Origin of the sequence: Rhodobacter sp. NSM, from assembly GCF_052244495.1 — a bacterium.
GTDB lineage: Bacteria > Pseudomonadota > Alphaproteobacteria > Rhodobacterales > Rhodobacteraceae > Cereibacter_A.
In genome coordinates, this window is record NZ_JBQPXH010000005.1 from 1 (window position 1) to 18,452 (window position 18,452).

Genomic DNA, 18,452 nt, shown 5'->3' on the forward strand with positions numbered 1-18,452 from the left:
GGTGCCTACCACACGCGCCGCTGTCACACCGCCATCGTCGAGCGCCGCGCCACAGCGGTCATCCCTATCCGCCGGAACGGCCGACCCTGGAAGGGAGATGGTCCGGCCGCTCGGGCCAGAAACGAGACCCTGCGCGCCACCCGTCACTATGGCCGGGCGTTCTAAAAGCGATGGACGGGCTACCACGCCCGCAGCCGGATCGAAGCGAAGATGCCCTCGCCGGTTCGCTCGAACCGGTGGCGCTCACCGGCTCGGCTCAAGGCCTTCGGCGAACGCATCATGGCAAAGGACCCCGACCGTCGGACCGCCGAGATCCACATCCGCGTCGCGCTCATGAGCCGCTTCAACGTCCTCGGCACCGCCGAGATCGTCCGCGTCGCCTGACGCCGAGGGGAAAGCGGGCACTGCGCCTTAAGCTGGCGTTCTGCAACAACGCCTTCACGACCCCGCCACCGTCCACGGCATGCTGGAGGACTATCGCGCAGGCCTCGGGATCGATGCCGCGCATGACGCCGAGGATCGCCACTGCGGCCGCAGGCTCTCGTGCCCGCTTCTCGTCCTGTGGTCGCTCCACGACGATATCGAGGAGCTCTACGGCGACGTGCCCGGCGTCTGGTGCGCATGGTCGGACGACCCGAAGGGCGCGGGATTGCCTGCGGCCACCACATGGCAGAGGAGGCGCCGGACGAGTTGGCCGAAGAACTGGGCAGGTTCTTCGCCCTCCGCACCGGCCCGAGCGCGCTGCAGCGATAATCCGGACGTGGCGGAGCGGCCTTCCGGCTCATGCCCCCGGAGACCGGGTGCCGAACACCTCCGGTGAGATCCTGTGCAGCAGGAAGAAGAACGGCTGGTGGAAGCCCGCGTCGTTCAGCGCGCCCGTTTTCAGCATGATGGACCAGGTATCCAGCCGCCGGACCTCCGGTCGCGAGGCGGTTAGTGCGGAGGCCCCTCGGCGCGGTCTTCGGCGAGGCGGGGGAGGAACCACGCGAGTAGCCCCGCAAGCGGCAGGAACGAGCAGATCCGGTAGACGGCCTCGATCCCGTAGCTTTCGGCCAGCACCCCGAGCAGCGCCGCCGCGACCCCGCCGAGGCCGAAGTTCAGCCCGTAGAACAAACCTCCGATCAGCCCGATCCGGTTCGGCAGCAGGTCCATCGCATAGATCAGGATCGAGGCGAACGCGCTGGCCATGATCAGGTTGATCAGCACCGTCAGCACCCCGGTCCAGAACAGGTCGGCATAGGGCAGGATCAGCGTCAGCGGCAGCGGCCCCAGCACCGAGATCCAGATGATCCGGGCGCGGCCGATCCGGTCGCCGACGATGCCTCCGATCAGCACGCCCACCGCCGCGGCAAGCAGGAAGACGAAGAGCATCACCTGCGCCGACGGGATCGACAGCCCGAACCGGTCCATCAGGTAGAAAGTGTAGAACGACCGGAAGCTCTCGGCATAGGCGTTCTTGGCAAACATCAGCAGGGTCAGTGAGACAAGGCCGATCGCGATGGTGCGCGGCGCGTGGCGGGCGGTGTCGCCTCTCGTGCCGGTGCCGGCCCGGTGCGCCGCGAATGCGGCGCTGATCTCGCGCTGCCGGCTGCCGATCCAGGCCAGCAGCATCATCGCAACGAGCGCCGCCACCGCGAAGAGCGCGAGGCTCGGCTGCCCCCAGGGCACGATGATCAGCGCGGCAAAGATCGGCCCGAGCGCCCCGCCGGCCTGGCCGCCGACCTGGAAGATACCCTGCGCCAGCCCCTGCCGGCCGCCGGCGGCGTAGCGCGCCATCCGGGTCGCCTCGGGGTGGAAGATCGACGATCCGATGCCGATCAACGCGACCGAGACGAGGATCGTCGCGTAGCCATGCGCAAAGGCAAGGCTGACCAGGCCGGAGAGGGTGAACATCATGCCCACCACCGGCGAATAGGGCGCGGGATGGCGATCGGTCACCATGCCCACCACCGGCTGCAGCAGCGAGCCCGCGATCTGGAAGGTCATGGTGATCAGGCCGATCTGCACGAAATCGAGCGCATAGGCGTCCTTGAGGATCGGATAGGCGGCCGGGATCAGCGACTGCATCAGATCGTTCAGGAGATGCGAAAGGCCCAGCACCACCAGGACGGCAAGATAGGTGGTGGGGCGGCGCGCGGTCGAGATGGTCATGATGGCCTTCGGGGTATCGCGGGAAAGGCCGCCAGTAGCGCATGCCGGAGGGCTGGCTGCAAGCGCCGGCTGGCCTCTGCGGGAAGGCGGCAGTTGCAGGGGCGGCACGCTCCCCGACCTTCACCCCCGGGTTAACCTGCGATCCACGCCAGCGGCAACCTTCCGCACCGGGTGTGGCTTGCCTCAGCCGAAGTCGCCGCTGCCTCGCACCAGGCGACGGAAGAATGTCCGAAACTGCTCGCGAACAACAGCGCAAAGGCCGATGGGACGCCCATGACCGACGATTGCCGCTGGATGTGGGAGGAACTGGGCTTACTGGAGGAAAGGAGGCAGCAATATGGTCGGCATCAGCGTCGAACGGCTCAGAGCGGAGCTCGGAGGCTGCGCTGCATTCCTGTGAATGGCGGCTCCTCAACGTCGGTTGTCGTCGTGGGTGTCGAACTGATATCCGTCAGCGGCGCCTTCATCGAGCGTCCGAATCCGCCACCCTCCGAAATGCCATCATGAACCGGCAGCCACCGCCGGAGCGGTCCAGTCGAAATGTTCCGCCCATGCGGCGCATCGCAGTCTCGCAGATGGACAGGCCGAGACCGCTGCCGACGCGCATGTCACCCGGGCCGCGCGCGAACCGGACGAAGTCGCTTTCGGGGATTCGCGGTGGCGGTCCGTGACCGGTATCCTCGAAGCAGACGGTGCCGTCCTCATCGGCTCGAACCGTCACCGATGTTCCGGGAGGCGTATGCTTGCGGACGTTGTCGAGCAGGTTGCGCAGCACGAGCGCGATCAAGGTCGGATCGCCCAAGACGGGAATTGGCGACGTCAGGCCTTCCGCCTCGATCGGCCAGCCTTCCGACACGAGGCGCGGCGCAGCCTCCTGCAGGATCTGCGTCACTGTTTCCGACAGGTCGAGCATCCTGAGATGCAACCCGCCGCCGCCGTCGAGGCGGGCGATGTGGAGGAGCTGCTCGACCAGGCGCGCCATCGCATCGACGTCGCGCAGGGCGGCCCTGCGGTCCGCGTCCGAAGGCGGCCCCTCCAGCCGGAGGCGCAGGTCGGCCAGGGGCGTCCGCAGCTCATGGGCGGCGTGTATCGAAAAGTCGCGCTGCGCGGCTGCGCCCACCTCAATGCTGTCGAGCGCCTTGTTGACGGCCCGGATGAGGGGCTGGACCTCCGCGGGAGCCGCCTCGCCGCCGAGGCGTTCCTGGCGGAGGTTGTCGAAAGTGATCCGTTCCGCCTGGGCAGCGACCTGCCGCAGGCCGCGGAGGCTCATGCGGACGATCGCCACGACGGTTGCGACCGACACCGCCAACATCGCCAGCGCGACCCAACCCAGCTCTTCCAGAACCTGGGCGAAGAACGTGTTGGCCAAGGCGTCCACATCCGACCGTGCACGTGCTACCCGTAGCCAAGCACCGGCTTCCGGGACATACAGCTCGCCGATCAGAAGAACGCCGGACCCATCCAGCGCCGGACCGCTCGACAGTACGGGGTCCGGGCTCGGGGGGCCGGGCCGGCCAGCGGGAACGTTGGCCTCCGAGCGATCCAGAAGGTGGCCGTCCCCGTCGACGACCGCGTAGCCGTAGATGGGCCGCGCGCCGGTCAGCAGGCCGGTGTAGGGCGCATCCAGCTCCTGCGTCGTCTCGGCCGGCCGCGCGAAGGTCACGGCGCCGTCGGCCCCACGCCTCACCCGGGTGGCCCAGTCCTCGACCTGCGAAGCCAGCCCGCGCTCCTCGATCGCGATCTGCTCGCCCGTGAACTCCATCACGAGGAAGGTCCCGACTGCCGACAGGAGCGAGACCGACACCGCGCTGACGATGAAGGCCAGCCGGACATCAAGGCGATACGGCCGGCTCACTCCGGCACCTCAACGAGCAGATAGCCAAGGCCGCGCAGGGCCTTCAGCTCGACGGTCGCTCCCGCGCCGGACAGCTTCTTGCGCAGTCGATGGATCACCGACTCGACCGCGTTCTCGGTCCAGTCGTCGTCGAAAGAGTAGAGGTACTCGCCCATCCGGCCCTTCGGCGTGATCCGGTCCCCGGCTCGCAGAAGATGGTCGAGCGCGGCATGCTCCATGGCCGTCAGCCGGACCGGCTGGTCGCCGACGACGAGGGTCATGGTCAAGGGCGTGTAGGTCAGGTTGCCGATCCGCAACTCCGACGCGGTCAGGTAGCCGGTCCGTCGGCCGAGCGCCCGCAAGCGCGCGAGGAGTTCGTCCGTGGCGAAGGGCTTCACCAGGTAGTCGTCGGCCCCCGCGTCCAGCCCCGCGACGCGGTCCCCGATCTCGTCGCGCGCGGTCAGGATAAGCGTCGGCGTCGCCAATCCCGCGGCCCGGATCGTCTTCACCAGAGCACGACCATCGCCGTCCTCCAGCATCACGTCGATGATGGCCAGATCGTAGGGCGCCATAGTCCACGCGGCCTCTGCGTCGGCGACGGAGGGGAACACGTCCACGGCATGACCCGCCTCCGCGAGACGGCGCGCGAGGGCTTCGGCAAGCTGGCGATCGTCTTCTGCCAGAAGGATGCGCATCGCGGAGTCTTGGCGCACCGACGCGGAACGGTCAACGCGGACTTTGGGGCGAAGGACACGGATTGCCGTCCCGCCTTCCCGTCAGTTCCGATCGCTCCTGTCCTGCAAGTTTTGTGCCAGCCACGGGGTCTAGCCACTGGGGCATGAACCCAGTTCCTCCCTCATCTGGTCCCCTCGCCCGCGCCCGCCCCGCGCCCGCCGTCCAGTACTCGCAGATTATTCTGGCGGCCTTGGCCGTGATTGGCGGCAGCTGGTTCTTCTACGCCTTCCCCGGCGTCGACCAGACCGTCAGCGAATGGTTCTACGATGCCGACGAGGGCTTCGTGCTGCAGAACAGTCCGATGCTGCGGACGCTGAGGTCCAGCGCTGAATTTCTCATGCGGGGCATCGCGCTGGTGGCGCTCTTCCACATCGCCCGTCGCGCTTGGACGCGGCGGGGATCGCCCCGATCACTCTGGCTGCTGTCCTGTCTCCTGGTAGGTCCGGGCCTCCTGGTGAACGGCATTCTCAAGGCACATTGGGGTCGGCCGCGACCGCGAGAGACGGACCTCTTCGGCGGCGAGGCACCCTACCAGAAGGTCTGGGTCATCAGCGACTGGTGCGACAGCAACTGCTCCTTCGTCAGCGGCGAGGCCTCCTCGGCTGTCTGGCTCGTCGCCGCGGCATTGCTGGTGCCTCGACCGTATCGGTCCGCCGTCACGACCCTCACCGCGCTCTACGCCGCAGCCGTCTCGCTCAACCGCGTCGCCTTCGGAGGTCACTACCTCTCCGACGTCGTCCTGGCCTGGCTGCTCTGTACCCTCGTCTTCCTGGTCCTCGCGCAGCTCATCCTGACCCCACCCATCGGGGGATCGGAATGACCGTGCGCAAAGAAACTGGTCTCGGCACCGCTTTATGGCGGCCGGTTGTATAATCCGGCCCGTTGCGGCCGCTCGACGATTGACGGATGCTGCCGTGCCGCTTCTCAAACCGGGCGTTCGTGCTTGGCGCAGAGAAATCGACCGGACCATGTCCGCTCTGCAGGGATGGACTGAGCCGCTCCGCGGCATTGGGGGCCCGTGGTTGGCGTTCAGCATCACTGTCAGCGCTGTCCTTTGTGCAAGGCCTTTCCGGCCTGACGATTGGGGTCTTCCCACCCGTCACACAGGAGGCGTCGATGAAGGAGGAGAAGACCACCCCGCTGCGCCAGCGGATGATTGAAGACATGCGCATTCGCGGCATGGCCGAGAAGACCCAAGCCGCGCACATCCGGGCCGTCAAGGATATCGCGATGTTTCTGAGGCGGTCACCGGACACTGCCACGCCAGAGGAGCTGCGCGCCTATCAGCTCCACCTGACGAATGCCGGTATGACCGCAACGACCTTCAACGTGCGGATCGTATCGCTGCGGTTCTTCTTCGGCATGACCTGCGGGCGGGACGAGATGAAGCGGCACATGCAGTTCCGGCGGGCGCCGCGCAACCTGCTGGCGGTGCTCAGCATCGAGGTGGTCGGTGACATCCCGGCGGCAGCACCGGGGTCTGGGTTGAAGTGTCGCGCCGCCCTCGGGATCAGCTATGGCGCGGGCTTGCGTGCAGCCGAGGTCTGCCCTCTCCGGGTTCAGGATATCGAGAGCGACCGGATGATGATCCATGTCGAGGAAGGCAAAAGGGAACGTGACCGCAAGGCCATGTTGTCACCTGGCCTATTGGAGCTGCTGCGCGATTGCTGGCGCGAGACACGGCCCGATGGCTGGCTGTTCCCGGGCTTGCCGAGGGTCAGTCCGATCTCGCCGCGTCGGTTGAACCGGGCGTTTGCATCCGCCAAGCACATGGCAGGCGTGACGCGGTCTGCGACGCTGCATACCCTGCGCCACAGCTTCGCCACGAAAAGCTCCCGTTGCACGCGGCCTTCGCACCTCCGGTCGATGCGGATAATCATGGAAAGCCCTGACGTCAGTGCTCTTTCCCCATAAGCTGCGCTTGGCCCACGCGGCTTCGTCCCGACGTTTGTCAACGTGGACCGCCACCACCAGGCGGCTCACGTCGCGCCGCGGTCCACGCCGAAAAACCTTCAGGGGAGCGGCCGTCCGCAACGCTGTCGTAGGCTGACAGCACAAATCATCCATCCGCGCCGCCCCGACGACAGGTCAGCGCTTTGTTGCGCCGATCTGTTGCCACGGGTTCAGATCGCCTGACCGCCCGAGACCTCGATCCGCTGTGCCGTAACCCAGCGATTGGCGTCCGACAGCAGGCTTGCCACCATCGGGCCGATATCATCGGGCTGGCCCACTCGGCCAAGCGCCGTCATTCCCGCGTAGAGCGCGTTCACATCGGCATTGTCGCGCACGATCCCGCCCCCGAAATCGGTCTCTATCGCGCCCGGAGCCACGGTGTTCACGGAGATGCCACGGGGGCCGAGTTCCTTTGCCAGATACCGCGTTAGCACCTCGACAGCCCCCTTGGCCGAGGCATAGGCCGAAAAGCCCTCAGCCGAAAACCGCGTCAGCCCGGTCGAGAAGTTCACGATCCGCCCACCGTCGGTGATCAGCGGCAGCAAGACCTGTGTCAGGAAGTAGACGCCCTTCACATGCACGTCGAAGAGCCCGTCGAACTGGGCCTCGGTGGTCTCGGCGAAGGAGGTGAACTCGCCATGCCCGGCGTTGTTCACCAAGTGGTCGAAGCTGTCGCGCCCCCAGACATCGCGCAGGCTAGCCTGCAGTATGGCGGCAAAGGACGGAAGTTCCGCCACTTTTGAAACATCGAGCCGCAGCGCCACGGCCTTGCGGCCAAGCGCTTCGATTTCCCCGACGACTTCGGCGGCTTGTGCGGCATTGCCGCGATAGGCGACGACGACATCCCCACCATGGCGAGCGATGGAAAGGGCGGTATTGCGGCCGAGGCCACGGTTGGCGCCGGTGACCACTGCGATCTTGCTCATGTCTTGTTCCTCATCTGAGACGATGAGAGGAAGATGGTGCGGGCCGACCGGCCTTGGTTGCCTGTTCCTCGGCTTCTCTTGCCTGTTTCCCCGAAGTTCGGCGTGCAGGCTTGCGAGGATGCGGCATTTCTTGCCTGATACTGCGAACCTCTTCGTCTGGAGCCTGCCGATGCTCAGCCTTCTCGACCTTGTCCGCCGCCATGCCGATGCCCATGCCGACCGCTTCGGTTACGCACTGACACCGTTTCGCGGCTTGGGCGTGGTGCGGCAACGCCATCGCGGTGAGTTGCAAGTGGTCGTGCAGAAGCCTCTCATTGCCATCTGCCTTCAGGGTCGCAAGCGCGTAACCATGGGCACGAGCAGCTTTGACTACGGCCCCGGAGAGGCGCTGGTGATCACCGCTGATGTGCCAACCATCAGCGAGATCACGGAGGCAAGCCCCGTCGCCCCCTATTACGCAGTGGCGCTGGAACTAGACCCGGCCCTGTTGCGCACGCTTTCGGTCGAGGCCGATCTGCGCGCCTGCGATACGGCCTCGGTCAGGATTGAGCCTGCCGACCCGGATGTGACGGATGCCGCCTTGCGGCTGATGCGCCTTCTTGACCGACCCGCCGCGCAGCCGGTTCTGGGCGAGGCCCTTCTGCGGGAGATGCATTACTGGCTGATGACAGGCCGGCACGGCGCCGCGATCCGGGCGCTCGGGGCGGTCGACAGCCATGCGCACCGTATCGCCCGAGCAGTGGCCCTGATCCGCCAGGATTACGCGACCAAACTACGCATCGCCGATCTGGCTGCGGTGACAGGGATGAGCGAGTCCTCCTTTCACCTGCATTTTCGCGCGATCACCACCCTGTCGCCGCTGCAGTTCCAGAAGCAATTGCGCCTCATTGAGGCGCGCCGCCTGATGCTGGCGCAGGGAACCGCGATCAGCCATGCCGCCAACACCGTCGGATACGAGAGCGTGCCGCAATTTACCCGCGATTATGCCCGCCTGTTCGGCACTCCACCAGGCAAAGATATGCGGGACGCCCGGCTGAGCGCTTGAGATACGTAACTGGTGTGGGTCATCAAGCGCGGCATCATTCGCAAAGGTGTGGCAAGCCCATCAGAATGGGCGCCACACCTATGCGGTCAAGCGAGTTGGTGCTATCCAAGCTGTCCGTTGTCAGCCGCGTGTCAGGCTGCCGGGTTTCTGCGTCCGTCCCGCAATTTGACCAGATCAGCCGCTTTCCCAGGACCCTTGACAGAGTGCCAATCGGGTTCGCCAGCCACGATCCTTATCAGGGCCATGAGGGTAGGCGTAGGCCTGCCCCCACGGGGTGGTCCGTTTTCAATCTTAGTGCATGACAGGTCGTGGCGCCACATTTGAGGTGGCCGGCGTAGCGGGTGCGGTTGGCGAAGCCTGCCACTGCACCGCCAGTGGTGCCGGGGGACGGTACCCGAGCGATGAATGCGGGCGCCTTGTGTTGTAGGCTCCAGACCCATTGATTCAGACGGTTCGCGTGACTCAGGCTTCGCAAGGAGACCTGACCGATGAGCAACCTCTACTGGCTGACGGACACGCAAATGGAGCGCCTGAAGCCGTTCGTCGGGACGACAGCCCACCGGACTGTCGTCTGATCCTCCTCATTTCCGAAGAGCCATGGCAAGCCACGCGTCGACGACCGGCGCGTCCTGAGCGGCATTATCTTCATCAACCGCAATGGCTTAGGCTCCAGACGCATTGAATTTCAGAGCCAGAACAGGACGGTGGCTGCGAGGTCGATAGCGGAGAAGAACGTTTCCGGGCAGCGGTCGTATTGGGTGGCGACGCGTCTCCAGTCCTTGAGGCGGCCGAACATGATCTCGATGCGTTTGCGGCGCCTGTACCTCCGCTTGTCGTGCCTCACCGGCTTCCTGCGGGTCTTCCTGCCCGGGATGCAGACCTTCATCCCTTTGTCCTTCAACGCATCTCGCAGCAAGTCCGCGTCGTAGCCCCGATCGGCCAGAAGCCAGTCGGCTTTTGGAAGGCTGTCCAGCAGCGCCGCCGCGCCGGTGTAGTCGCTGACCGGACCGGCCGACATGAAGAACCCGATCGGCCGCCCCTTCGCATCGGCGACGGCGGGCAGTCTGGTGTTCATGCCGCCCTTCGTCCGACCTATCTGACGCGCACGTCCCCCTTTTTCGCGCACAGGCTGGAGGCCGTGCGATGCGCTTTCAGGTAGGTCGCGTCGATCATGATCGTCTTGTGCTCGGCCCTCTCGGCCGCCAGACCCATCATGATCCGTGCGAAGACACCATTGTCGCTCCAACGCTTCCAGCGGTTGTACAGGGTCTTGGCCGGACCGTATTCCCCGGGGGCGTCGCACCACCGTAATCCATTGCGGTTGATGAAGATAATGCCGCTCAGGACGCGCCGGTCGTCGACGCGTGGCTTGCCATGGCCCTTCGGAGGTGAGGAGGATCAGAAGACAGTCCGGTGGACTGTCGTCCCGACGAACGGCTTCAGGCGCTCCATTTGCGCGTGGGACAGCCAGTAGAGGTTGCTCATCGGCCAGGTCTCCTTGCGAGGCCTGAATCACGCGAACCGCCTGAAATCAATGGGTCTGGAGCCTAATTGAGCAGGTTCGCTAATGCGCACCCGGCGGGCGCAGGCGCGGACATGCGCTCATCCGGACAAGGCCATGAAACCGCCAGAGGTGTGGGTCCGTTGTTCCCGAAGCCCGTGAAGCGGGACTTCATGCAGGGGAGCGGCGAAATGAAGGTCCGGACCTATACAATTCAGGATGCGTCGTTCGAGCGTTCTCCCGATCAGGACAGCGACGTGTTCACCGCCAATCTGGTCGACGAGCGTCATGGCGCTCCTGTCACGATCGGCTACGGGAGGTATGGGCCGAACCAGGGTCTGACCGAGACGATGGCGGTCGATGACGTGATGATCGTTCTCGAAGGAAGCATTTTGATCACCTCGGACGACAGGACGAACTCGGTCGGGCCGGGCGGGATCGTCCATATGCCCAAGGGCGAGTCGGTCACCATCAAGGCGATGGATGAAGGCGCGGTCACCGCCTATGTCACCTACCCTCATTGGCGGGAGGCGCGATAGCACGATGGCGGACTATACGCTCTACTACTGGCCGATCCCCTTCCGGGGAGAATTCATCCGCGCGATCCTCGCCCACCAGGGCGCCACGGTTGAAGAGCCGGACGCCGCTGCGATCAGTTCGATGATGCGGGCCGATCCTGCCGCGCAGCCTGTCCCTCATATGGCGCCGCCGCTGCTGGTCGACACCGCCTCGGGCGAGGCCGTGGCCGAGATGCCCGCCATCTGCTTCTGGCTTGGTCAGCGCTTCGGATTGCTGCCCGAAGAGCCGCATCGCGGTGCGCTTGCAATGAAGCTGGTCAACGACGCCAATGACGTTCTGGATGAGATGACCCTGGATGGTGGCAAGTCGATGTGGACCGAAACCGCTTGGGCGGACTATCAGCCCCGTCTGCGTCGGTGGATGCACATATGGGAGGCGACGCACGCCCGTGGCTGGCTTCCCGCCGACGAGGAAGGCCTGGCGCAGATCGTTACCGCCACGCTCTGGGGCGTGATGACCGACCGGCTCCCCCGCCTGCGTCCTGTGCTCGAGGCGGAGGCACCGGGCGTCACGCAACTGACGGACAGGGTCCGTGCGCTGCCGTCCCTTTCCGCGCAGGCCCGAAATAGCCGCGATCGGTTTGGAGAAGCGTGGTGCGGCGGGGACATCGAGAAGTCTCTCCGGCGGGTTCTGTGACGGGGCGATAGCCGTCCGGCGCGTGGGACGCGGTCTTTCGTCGCATCATCCTGCAGCGTTCCTTGACCTTAACAGGCCAGTGTCCGCAGCGCAGAGGAAGCGAAAGATCGCAGACAGAGTCGCTTCTTTTGGTTGGCTGACACATACTCGCTGAAATCGAGGGCGGTGGACGGCTTCCAGGCGGGGGCATGCGCGTGGTGACCTGATGCGAGGCATCAATCCGGCCCAGAGGTGACGTTCGTGCGGGGCGCAGCTGATCACCGGTGTCGCCCCTCCCATCCGGTAAGAGTTCAGAGTTGTGCAGCCACGGCTGACTTGTCGATGATCGACCAGACGGAAGAGACCTTCCCGTGCTGGTATTCGTAGAAGACATTCTCCTCGAAACGGACCCGTGACCCATTCACGGGCAATCCAAAGAGCAAGCCTGTAGGAGTGCAGTCGAAGATCAGACGGCTGGCGATCACTGGAGGATCGCAGACCAGCATTGCAATCTTGAAGGAAAGGTCGGGGATCGCACGAAAATCTTCGATAAGCATATTCTTGTAGCCGTTCAAACCGATTGCGGTTCCGTTGTATCTCACCTGGTCGGCCACGTGCTGGTGAAGCCTCTCCCAGTCCTGACCGTTCAAGCAGGCGATATACGCCCGGTACGCCTCGGTGATCTTGTCTTTCGTCATGGTTTAAGCCTCGTGCGACAGAATTGGATAAGTGGCGCGAAGGTCTTGGCAAGCTCCCGACCGGCGCCTCTCGGCTGCTCGATCGCCTCGCTGCAACGCGCTCAACTGGCCGCTTCGGAGGTCGGCGCAGGGAGAGCCGATCTGCGGCTCAGAGCCGGCTGCTCCATATTGTAACGGCGCATCGGCTGATGCGCGACACGGCCTGCGATCGGGATGCAATCGAAGCACGTGAAAGGCTGGCCGCCCGCGCATTCGGGCGGCCGGTCTCGACCGAACAGGCCCTTCTACATTCCGTACTGTTCTCGCGCGTAGTCCCCCAGCCCCACGGCATCGAGGCGCGACATCGGCGCCAGCAGCGTCACCGTCACCACCCCGGGAGCGCGGCCGATCTCGATCGCGCCAGTGATGGTCGCGCGGTTGCGCACCTCGGGGACCGTCATGCCGAGGAGAATCGCCGCCCGCGACAGTCCGTTCTCGATCGCGGCGTTCATCGTGGCCGCGGTACCGATGACCGAAACCGGCGCCGACTCTTCCAGTTCCGTCACGCCCCATTGCGCCGCCATCCGCTCGGCCTTGGCACGCTCGGCCGCCGAGAATGGGCGCGCGAGCGGCGGCAAGTCCTCGGCCAGCGGGAACAGCACCGGCCCGTCGATCGGCCAGTCCTTCAGCACCTCGACCTGCAGCGTCACGCTGCCCGCCACGTCCATCGTGTGGCCGGCGATCTCGCCATCGCCCTGGGCCGCGTGCATGTCGCCCATGTAGACGCCCGCGCCGCGCACCTTGACCGGCGCCACGAGGATCGCCCCCGGCCGCACCGCGTCGATGTCCATGTGACCGTCGGTCTTGTGCCGGGCCAACTCCTCGGCGGTGATCGCATAGACGTGCGGCGCGCCGACGAGGAAGGCGCCGAAGTCGCCGGCGTTGTGGCTGTCAGGCATCGCCTTCGACGGGCAGGTGCCGAGCTGGCCGAGGAAGGGCCGCATCCGCACCATCACGCCGGCCATGTCGGAGGGCGCAAAGGTCAGGATCGAATGCTGCACCGACTGGTCCGGCAGCGCGGCGTAGTGCGAGGCATCGCGCGCGATGGTCTCGGCCGCGGCCTTCGGCAGCGTGAGGCCCACGGCGCGGGTCTCGTCGAAGACGACGGTGTAGCCGTGGACGATCTCGAACGGCGTCACGGCGTTGCCGCAGGTGTCGCATTTCACCGCGTCCGGACCGATGCCCTCGACATGGGTCTCCGGCCAGACCGTATCGCAGACCGGGCAGCGCGCGGCGACATAGGGATCGCCGAGGCAGAAGCCTTCGGGCGAACTGTCGTGGCCACTGGCCGTCGCAATCGACGTCACGGTGATGTCGCGGATGCGGATGACGACCGCATCGCCGGGCTCGGCTCCCTCGACGAAGACCGGCTGGGTCACCTCGTGGCCGCCGCGCAGGCGCGGGGTGATCATCGGGCCCCAGCAGCCGGGCGCGGTGTTGGCGATGATGGTGCCGCCATCCTCCAGCGGCCCGAGCATCGGCGCGGCCGGGTCAAGCACGCTGTTGGTGAAGCCTTGGACCACGACGCTGCGGCGGGCGGTGGCGGTGTCGATCTTTCCTTCCGGCATGGCACGATCTCCCCGTGGGTCTTTGTTCAACTGAAGCCTAGCGCGGCTGGCCCGACCGGGAAACGGTGATGTCGATCAGCGGCCGTAGATGGCCGTTGCTTCCATCGACAGGAGAAGGCCCATCTGCAGTTCCACGATCGGCGTGGAGCGGGTAGGCGGGCCGACCCGGGAAATACTCGCCGAAGAGGCTGTTGAGCGTCGCGCGCTGCGAGGCGTCGGCGAGGTAGGTGACAACCCGGACGACCTCCTGCGTCCCGGCACCGGCGCGGTCGAGGCAAGTCCGGAGGTTCTCGAAGGCCTGCCGGGCCTGGATCTCGAAATCGCCCTGCCGTCTCCCCGGTCGCGGATGCTTCTGCCTGACCTCGCACGATGCGGCACCCGGATGGACTGGCCAAAGGCCGGGGCACGGCGATGCGTTCCGCGGCTTGGAAGCGGGAGCCAACCGCTTGACCCATGTTGACAATGGCACCACGCCTCCGAGATCCAGAAGATCGTCCGGCATGACTGCCACAAATGAGCGATACGAAGGTCGGTGAGCCGCCTGACGGTGGTGCGGCATTGCATTGTAAAACTCCACCGACGACGAAGCCGCTCTGCGGAGTTGGCGCCCTCGGCTGACACTGGCGATCAACGATGCCTCGGCGATGATCGTGCTTCTCGCCATCGCGGCACTGGTATGCGTGCCCTTCAGCCGGGACCAGTCTCGAGAATGAACGTCCTGTGCCGGAAACACTCCTTCGGGGACAGTGTGTTTGCCCTGTCAGGGACGCGGAGCGGGAGGATCTTCCCGGCCGGGATCAGACATCGGAGAACCCCCGGCCTCCCGGACATTGGGCCGGATAAAGCCAGCGGCCGCTTCCCAGAGCCGCTTTCCCATTTGGCGGCTCCAAGAGGGCCAAAATAATGAACGTAAAGTGCGAGATGAGTGACGCGACCACCTCCCGGCCCTCCCTTCACGGGGAAGACCGTCCCAGCGCCAGTGAGGATGCGCATGCGATCATGATCAACCGCGTCTCCTGGGGCGCCATCTTCGCGGGCGTGGTGCTCGCGCTGGTCGTGTAGGTGATGCTGACCATGCTCGGCGTCGGCATCGGCGCCGCGACGCTTGACCCGGGTACAGGCGACAAACCGCAGGCCTCCACCTTCTCCATCGTCTCGGCGAGATGATATGCCCTCTCGGGGATCATCGCTGCCCGCATGTCGGGAAAGACCGTGGCGACGACGGGGGCGCTGCATGGCGTCACGACTTGGGCGCTGACGACGCTGCTGGTGCTCTACCTCGTGTCCACCTCGATCGGCAGCGTCGTCGGGGGCACCTTCCGCGGCATTTCCACCGCCGTCGGCGGCATCGGGCAGGCCGCGAGCGAGATGGCCGGCCCCATGTTGCAGGATGCCAATCTGCTGGAGGCACTGGAGCGCGGCGTCCGCGCCACCGACACCGATCCCGAGGCGCTCGACGCGCGCGCGGTGAATGCCATGCGGTGCGTCGTAGCCTCCGACGAGTCCGGCGCGGCAGCAGGCGGCGCAGGCGCTGTCCGAGGGCGGGGGGATTCCCCTGCCGGAGGCGGAACAGCAGGTGGCGCAGCTCGAGCAGCAGTATCGGCAGACGGTCGATCAGGCGCAGCAGAGGGCGACTGAAGCGGCCGCCACCGCATCATCGGCGGTGGCGACTGGGGCGCTCTCGGGGTTGCTGACGCTTCTGCCGGGCGCGGCTGCGGGCTGGTTCGGCGGGCGTTCCGGCTTGGTCCATCTGGTTTATGCCGACCGTCTCATACCCGGCAGGCGCCGCGTCTAACCTCGGAAACTCCGTGCCCCCATTCATCGCTCGGCTACCGTTCCCCCGGCACCATGGGCGGCGCAGTGGCCGCCACCCGCACCCGCTACGCCGGCCACCCCGTCCGTGGCGCCAAGACCCGTCATGCACTAAGATTGAAGCCGGATCATTCCATACGGGCAGGCCCGTCGCTCCGGATCTCGTGCCGATCTTCGAGGCACTGGTGCAGGCGCGCAGGGAAATCCTCGCCCGCATTGCCGCGCTCGACAGCCGGATCCGGTCAGTTGCCAAGAAGCATGCGACCGTCCGCCTGCTGATGACCGCGCCGGGCGTTGGGCCGATCACCGCCATGGCGGTGGTCGCTGCCTTCGATGATGCGTCCCGGTTTCGACGTTCGTCCAGCGCGGGCGCCCATATCGGGCTGACACCAAGGCAATGCCTCTTGACCGCGCCGCCTGAAGGGCACCAAGGTCACACGCCCGGAGCGCGCTGCCAGGGAATTCCCACAGCATTCGCGACACGCCCCCACGATCTCCCATCAGGCATCGGCCCCGGCCCCGGTCTCCTGCGCAGATCGCCTTCAGCATCGGCGTTAGGGCGGAGCGTGGCGTGATCGAGGCGTGGGCCAGTGCGCTTCGCATCCAGTGAAATGCGGCACCTCTGGCGGGTCGTGTTGAACGGTGGGTCGAACTGAGGCGCGAACTCAAGCACCCACAAGAAACTGCACGGCAACCGCTCCCGCGTAGATCACGAGGAGGAGGATGCTCTCGGCCCCGATGCGCGCAGGGCCCTGCCTTTGCCGCAGGATCAGGCCGCCTGTCAGGATGCCGGTCATCAGGAGCGCCGTGGAGATCCAGTAATAGTCCGCATCGCCCACAGCATGATAGAGCGAGCCGTCCCGGTAGGCGATGTCGGACGCCATCAGGAACAGGGTATCGAAGGTGTTGCCTCCGATGATGCCACCTACAGCGAGCAGCAAGGCGCCGCGGCGCACGGCAACGATGGTAGTGACCAGTTCCGGCATGGAAGTCACCAGAGCGGTGGCGAGCGCGCCTACGATCGAATCCGCGATCCCAGTCTTGTCGGCCAATTCCGAGGCACTCTTCGCGATTACGTAGCCCGCCGTTCCCATCAGGAGCATGAGACCTCCGAAGGCAAGAAAGAGGCGCCGGGTGCTCTGGGCACGGCTCTCCTCGTCCTCCTCCTCCGGCTGATCGATCTTGGTTTCCTGGGTGTCCACGGGTGTCCACATCGGTTCCTCGTGAACTGTCCTGCCCGCGACCAGCCCTACGGCGTAGACGAGAGGGAGGGCGAAGGATACCGGATGCACCGCCCAGATCGTGAACTCGGGCGAGGAGAGTGCAAGGAACGGCAGCGTCAGCAACACCATCAGCACGATGCCTTGGAAGACGTTGCCAAGATCGGCTGCGGCATGTTCGAGATTGATCTTGCGATAGAACATGTCGGCGATCGCCAGAAACAGAGTTTGCGCCGCAATGCCACCCACGCTGTTGGAAAACGCAAGCGAGGCGCGACCGTCGAGCGCGGCGGTGATCGAGACGATGATCCCGCTCAGTGAGGTCGCGGCCCCGAGCAGGACGCCGCCGATCAATGCCTCGCCAAGACCCGTGCGATCCGCCAGCCGGTCGGCGAGACCCGTCATCCGAAGGCCTGTGAAGAAGATGACCACGCTGGCGGCGAGGAACGCCCCGATCAGGATCGTCGTCGAGAGATCGTCCCACATGGTTCGCTCCTACCCTTTCAACGCGGAGCTCGGAAAGACCGGTAGGCGTCCACACCGCAAGCCCCGCCGGCGTCCATTCCCAAGTGCGAACGCGGCGCGGCAGCAACAGGTTCAAAGGCCAAAGATTGTTTCAGGAGCTTGCCGCCCAACTGTTGCGCATCGCGCCGTTCGGGCCGTCGGTTTGAGCGGCCGGTTTGGCAGGATGCCGCGGATGCGACGCCGCGTCTGCATCAGGCCGCTCAGCGCCCGGCGTGACCCGTAGAAGCGTGATGGACCTGCTGATGATGCTATCCTTCCAGCCATCGGCCGAGCCGAGGGCGCGGTGGGCGCAGGGGACAGGAGCAGAACCATGTCCACCGAGATCCTGCCTGCCCTCCGCCCCGTCCGCGCGCGCTGGAACAAGGGCGCATCGTCGGTCAGAAGCGGCCGCTTCTGCCGAAACATGTCTGGTCGATCCGCGTCCGCCTCGAGATGGCCGACAACAAGCGGGACCTCGCGCGCTTCAACATGGCCATCGACGGCAAGCTGTGAGGCTGCGATCTTGTCCGCCTGAGGGTCAACGATGTCTACGCCGCTGGCCGCGTCAAGGAGCGTGCGTCGGTGACGCAGGGCAAGACGCGCAAGCCGGTTCGGTTCGAGATAACCGAGACCACCCGCTTGTCGCTCGATCGGTGGATCAATGACCCCGAGATGATCGGCTGCGACTATCTCTGGCCCAGCCGACTCCATACCAGCCCGCACCTGTCCACGCGCCAGTATGCCCGGATCATGCGTGAGTGGGTTCTTCAGATCGGTCTCGAGCCCAGTGCCTATGGCATCCATTCGATGCGCCGCACGAAGGTGGCGCGGATCTACAAGAAGACTGGCAATCTGCGGGTGGTCCAGCTTCTGCTGGGCCACACGAAGATGGACAGCACGGTGCGCTTCCTCGGCGTCGATCCGGACAATGCACTGACGCTGTCGGAAGGGATCGACCTCTAGCATGGTCGCGACGTGCCGACCGAGAATGTAGCTTCGGGCGACAACGACCTTGACGTGGAGGCGCATGTAGCCTGAAGCTACCCCATGAAGCAGATCAGCTGCACGAAGGCGGCTCTCAGGACGTTGCGCCGGATGCCCGAAAACACGGCCGCGCTGATCCGCTCCAAGATCGAGGATTATGCGCAGGATCCTGCATCGCAGGCGAATAACGTCAAGTCCTTGAAGGGCCGAGAGGGCATCCGGCTGCGGATCGGCGACTGGCGAGGGCTCTGTTGCACGAATTGGCCAAGGGGATTCATCTCGTGAATC

General features: G+C 65.6%; 17 protein-coding genes and 6 pseudogenes. 13 read left to right on the forward strand and 10 right to left on the reverse strand.

Translation table 11 applies throughout. The annotated features are described in order from the left end of the window. Positions 1-384: pseudogene (locus ACTVZP_RS11610) on the forward strand (IS5/IS1182 family transposase); the annotation flags it as partial. Positions 385-933: 549 nt separating this feature from the next. Here ACTVZP_RS11610 and ACTVZP_RS11615 read toward each other — a convergent pair. The 3 genes from ACTVZP_RS11615 to ACTVZP_RS11625 all read right to left on the reverse strand — a co-directional run bounded on the left by ACTVZP_RS11615 (position 934) and on the right by ACTVZP_RS11625 (position 4,680). Continuing rightward, entirely contained in the window at positions 934-2,151 is a 1,218-nt protein-coding gene (locus tag ACTVZP_RS11615; RefSeq protein WP_443212314.1) for an MFS transporter, read from the reverse strand. A 463-nt stretch (positions 2,152-2,614) separates the two neighbouring features. Continuing rightward, positions 2,615-3,913 carry a sensor histidine kinase gene (locus ACTVZP_RS11620; protein WP_443212599.1) on the reverse strand — a complete coding sequence of 433 codons (1,299 nt, stop codon included), beginning with the start codon at positions 3,911-3,913 and terminating at the stop codon, positions 2,615-2,617. A gap of 89 nt (positions 3,914-4,002) precedes the next feature. After that, positions 4,003-4,680 (reverse strand): response regulator, encoded by a 678-nt coding sequence (locus ACTVZP_RS11625; protein WP_443212315.1) that lies wholly within the window; start codon positions 4,678-4,680, stop codon positions 4,003-4,005. Positions 4,681-4,916: 236 nt separating this feature from the next. Here ACTVZP_RS11625 and ACTVZP_RS11630 point away from each other — a divergent pair, with 236 nt between their 5' ends. Next, positions 4,917-5,540, forward strand: a complete 624-nt coding sequence (locus tag ACTVZP_RS11630; RefSeq protein ID WP_443212600.1) for a phosphatase PAP2 family protein — start codon at positions 4,917-4,919, stop codon at positions 5,538-5,540. Positions 5,541-5,836: 296 nt separating this feature from the next. Then, on the forward strand, positions 5,837-6,634 hold the full coding sequence (locus ACTVZP_RS11635) for a tyrosine-type recombinase/integrase (protein WP_443212316.1): 798 nt from the start codon (positions 5,837-5,839) through the stop codon (positions 6,632-6,634). Positions 6,635-6,843: 209 nt separating this feature from the next. On the opposite strand, the gene ACTVZP_RS11640 is transcribed toward ACTVZP_RS11635, so the two are convergent. Continuing rightward, positions 6,844-7,599: an SDR family NAD(P)-dependent oxidoreductase gene (locus ACTVZP_RS11640; protein ID WP_443212317.1), complete on the reverse strand. Its 756-nt coding sequence runs from the start codon at positions 7,597-7,599 to the stop codon at positions 6,844-6,846. A gap of 118 nt (positions 7,600-7,717) precedes the next feature. Between ACTVZP_RS11640 and ACTVZP_RS11645 the strand changes: the two genes are divergently transcribed. Continuing rightward, complete coding sequence (locus tag ACTVZP_RS11645) at positions 7,718-8,644, forward strand: AraC family transcriptional regulator (RefSeq protein ID WP_443212318.1); 927 nt, start codon at positions 7,718-7,720, stop codon at positions 8,642-8,644. Positions 8,645-8,935: 291 nt separating this feature from the next. On the opposite strand, the pseudogene ACTVZP_RS11650 reads toward ACTVZP_RS11645, so the two are convergent. Continuing rightward, positions 8,936-9,070: pseudogene (locus tag ACTVZP_RS11650) on the reverse strand (IS3 family transposase); the annotation flags it as partial. Positions 9,071-9,132: 62 nt separating this feature from the next. Between ACTVZP_RS11650 and ACTVZP_RS11655 the strand changes: the two are divergent. Continuing rightward, a pseudogene (locus ACTVZP_RS11655) lies at positions 9,133-9,309 on the forward strand (transposase); the annotation flags it as partial. Positions 9,310-9,329: 20 nt separating this feature from the next. On the opposite strand, the pseudogene ACTVZP_RS11660 reads toward ACTVZP_RS11655, so the two are convergent. Then, positions 9,330-10,129, reverse strand: a pseudogene (locus ACTVZP_RS11660) (IS5 family transposase). A gap of 207 nt (positions 10,130-10,336) precedes the next feature. Here ACTVZP_RS11660 and ACTVZP_RS11665 point away from each other — a divergent pair. Continuing rightward, complete coding sequence (locus ACTVZP_RS11665) at positions 10,337-10,684, forward strand: hypothetical protein (RefSeq protein WP_443212319.1); 348 nt, start codon at positions 10,337-10,339, stop codon at positions 10,682-10,684. 4 nt (positions 10,685-10,688) lie between these two features. After that, entirely contained in the window at positions 10,689-11,360 is a 672-nt protein-coding gene (locus ACTVZP_RS11670) for a glutathione S-transferase (RefSeq protein ID WP_443212320.1), read from the forward strand. A gap of 290 nt (positions 11,361-11,650) precedes the next feature. Here ACTVZP_RS11670 and ACTVZP_RS11675 read toward each other — a convergent pair whose 3' ends face one another. From ACTVZP_RS11675 to ACTVZP_RS11685, 3 genes are all read right to left on the reverse strand, one after another. Continuing rightward, positions 11,651-12,037 (reverse strand): ester cyclase, encoded by a 387-nt coding sequence (locus ACTVZP_RS11675; protein ID WP_443212321.1) that lies wholly within the window; start codon positions 12,035-12,037, stop codon positions 11,651-11,653. 284 nt (positions 12,038-12,321) lie between these two features. Further along, positions 12,322-13,644 (reverse strand): acetamidase/formamidase family protein, encoded by a 1,323-nt coding sequence (locus tag ACTVZP_RS11680; protein WP_443212322.1) that lies wholly within the window; start codon positions 13,642-13,644, stop codon positions 12,322-12,324. 37 nt (positions 13,645-13,681) lie between these two features. After that, positions 13,682-14,308, reverse strand: a complete 627-nt coding sequence (locus ACTVZP_RS11685) for a RidA family protein (protein WP_443212323.1) — start codon at positions 14,306-14,308, stop codon at positions 13,682-13,684. 257 nt (positions 14,309-14,565) lie between these two features. Between ACTVZP_RS11685 and ACTVZP_RS11690 the strand changes: the two genes are divergently transcribed. The 4 genes and pseudogenes from ACTVZP_RS11690 (at position 14,566) to ACTVZP_RS11705 (ending at position 16,031) form a co-directional block, all read left to right on the forward strand. Next, the gene (locus tag ACTVZP_RS11690; protein ID WP_443212324.1) at positions 14,566-14,706 is read left to right on the forward strand and encodes a hypothetical protein; all 141 of its coding nucleotides are present in this window, start codon (positions 14,566-14,568) and stop codon (positions 14,704-14,706) included. Between the two features lie 135 nt (positions 14,707-14,841). Further along, the gene (locus ACTVZP_RS11695; RefSeq protein ID WP_443212325.1) at positions 14,842-15,282 is read left to right on the forward strand and encodes a hypothetical protein; all 441 of its coding nucleotides are present in this window, start codon (positions 14,842-14,844) and stop codon (positions 15,280-15,282) included. A 165-nt stretch (positions 15,283-15,447) separates the two neighbouring features. Next, a pseudogene (locus ACTVZP_RS11700) lies at positions 15,448-15,571 on the forward strand (IS3 family transposase); the annotation flags it as partial. Positions 15,572-15,734: 163 nt separating this feature from the next. Continuing rightward, positions 15,735-16,031, forward strand: a complete 297-nt coding sequence (locus tag ACTVZP_RS11705) for a transposase (protein WP_443212601.1) — start codon at positions 15,735-15,737, stop codon at positions 16,029-16,031. 90 nt (positions 16,032-16,121) lie between these two features. Here ACTVZP_RS11705 and ACTVZP_RS11710 read toward each other — a convergent pair whose 3' ends face one another. Then, positions 16,122-17,162 (reverse strand): sodium:calcium antiporter, encoded by a 1,041-nt coding sequence (locus tag ACTVZP_RS11710; protein WP_443212326.1) that lies wholly within the window; start codon positions 17,160-17,162, stop codon positions 16,122-16,124. A gap of 349 nt (positions 17,163-17,511) precedes the next feature. Between ACTVZP_RS11710 and ACTVZP_RS11715 the strand changes: the two are divergent. Further along, a pseudogene (locus ACTVZP_RS11715) lies at positions 17,512-18,143 on the forward strand (tyrosine-type recombinase/integrase). A gap of 84 nt (positions 18,144-18,227) precedes the next feature. After that, positions 18,228-18,449 carry a type II toxin-antitoxin system RelE family toxin gene (locus ACTVZP_RS11720; protein WP_443212327.1) on the forward strand — a complete coding sequence of 74 codons (222 nt, stop codon included), beginning with the start codon at positions 18,228-18,230 and terminating at the stop codon, positions 18,447-18,449. Positions 18,450-18,452: the final 3 nt, after the last annotated feature.

Excerpts from the sequence above, each read along its gene's own strand:
- ACTVZP_RS11710 (WP_443212326.1), bottom strand. The coding sequence starts at position 17,162 with ATGTGGGACGATCTCTCGACGACGATCCTGATCGGGGCGTTCCTCGCC.
- ACTVZP_RS11665 (WP_443212319.1), top strand. The coding sequence starts at position 10,337 with ATGAAGGTCCGGACCTATACAATTCAGGATGCGTCGTTCGAGCGTTCT.
- ACTVZP_RS11645 (WP_443212318.1), top strand. The coding sequence starts at position 7,718 with ATGCGGCATTTCTTGCCTGATACTGCGAACCTCTTCGTCTGGAGCCTG.
- ACTVZP_RS11635 (WP_443212316.1), top strand. The coding sequence starts at position 5,837 with ATGAAGGAGGAGAAGACCACCCCGCTGCGCCAGCGGATGATTGAAGAC.
- ACTVZP_RS11615 (WP_443212314.1), bottom strand. The coding sequence starts at position 2,151 with ATGACCATCTCGACCGCGCGCCGCCCCACCACCTATCTTGCCGTCCTG.
- ACTVZP_RS11705 (WP_443212601.1), top strand. The coding sequence starts at position 15,735 with ATGACCGCGCCGGGCGTTGGGCCGATCACCGCCATGGCGGTGGTCGCT.
- ACTVZP_RS11680 (WP_443212322.1), bottom strand. The coding sequence starts at position 13,644 with ATGCCGGAAGGAAAGATCGACACCGCCACCGCCCGCCGCAGCGTCGTG.
- ACTVZP_RS11720 (WP_443212327.1), top strand. The coding sequence starts at position 18,228 with ATGAAGCAGATCAGCTGCACGAAGGCGGCTCTCAGGACGTTGCGCCGG.
- ACTVZP_RS11625 (WP_443212315.1), bottom strand. The coding sequence starts at position 4,680 with ATGCGCATCCTTCTGGCAGAAGACGATCGCCAGCTTGCCGAAGCCCTC.
- ACTVZP_RS11685 (WP_443212323.1), bottom strand. The coding sequence starts at position 14,308 with ATGGCGAGAAGCACGATCATCGCCGAGGCATCGTTGATCGCCAGTGTC.
- ACTVZP_RS11675 (WP_443212321.1), bottom strand. The coding sequence starts at position 12,037 with ATGACGAAAGACAAGATCACCGAGGCGTACCGGGCGTATATCGCCTGC.
- ACTVZP_RS11640 (WP_443212317.1), bottom strand. The coding sequence starts at position 7,599 with ATGAGCAAGATCGCAGTGGTCACCGGCGCCAACCGTGGCCTCGGCCGC.
- ACTVZP_RS11690 (WP_443212324.1), top strand. The coding sequence starts at position 14,566 with ATGAGTGACGCGACCACCTCCCGGCCCTCCCTTCACGGGGAAGACCGT.
- ACTVZP_RS11620 (WP_443212599.1), bottom strand. The coding sequence starts at position 3,913 with ATGGAGTTCACGGGCGAGCAGATCGCGATCGAGGAGCGCGGGCTGGCT.
- ACTVZP_RS11695 (WP_443212325.1), top strand. The coding sequence starts at position 14,842 with ATGTCGGGAAAGACCGTGGCGACGACGGGGGCGCTGCATGGCGTCACG.
- ACTVZP_RS11670 (WP_443212320.1), top strand. The coding sequence starts at position 10,689 with ATGGCGGACTATACGCTCTACTACTGGCCGATCCCCTTCCGGGGAGAA.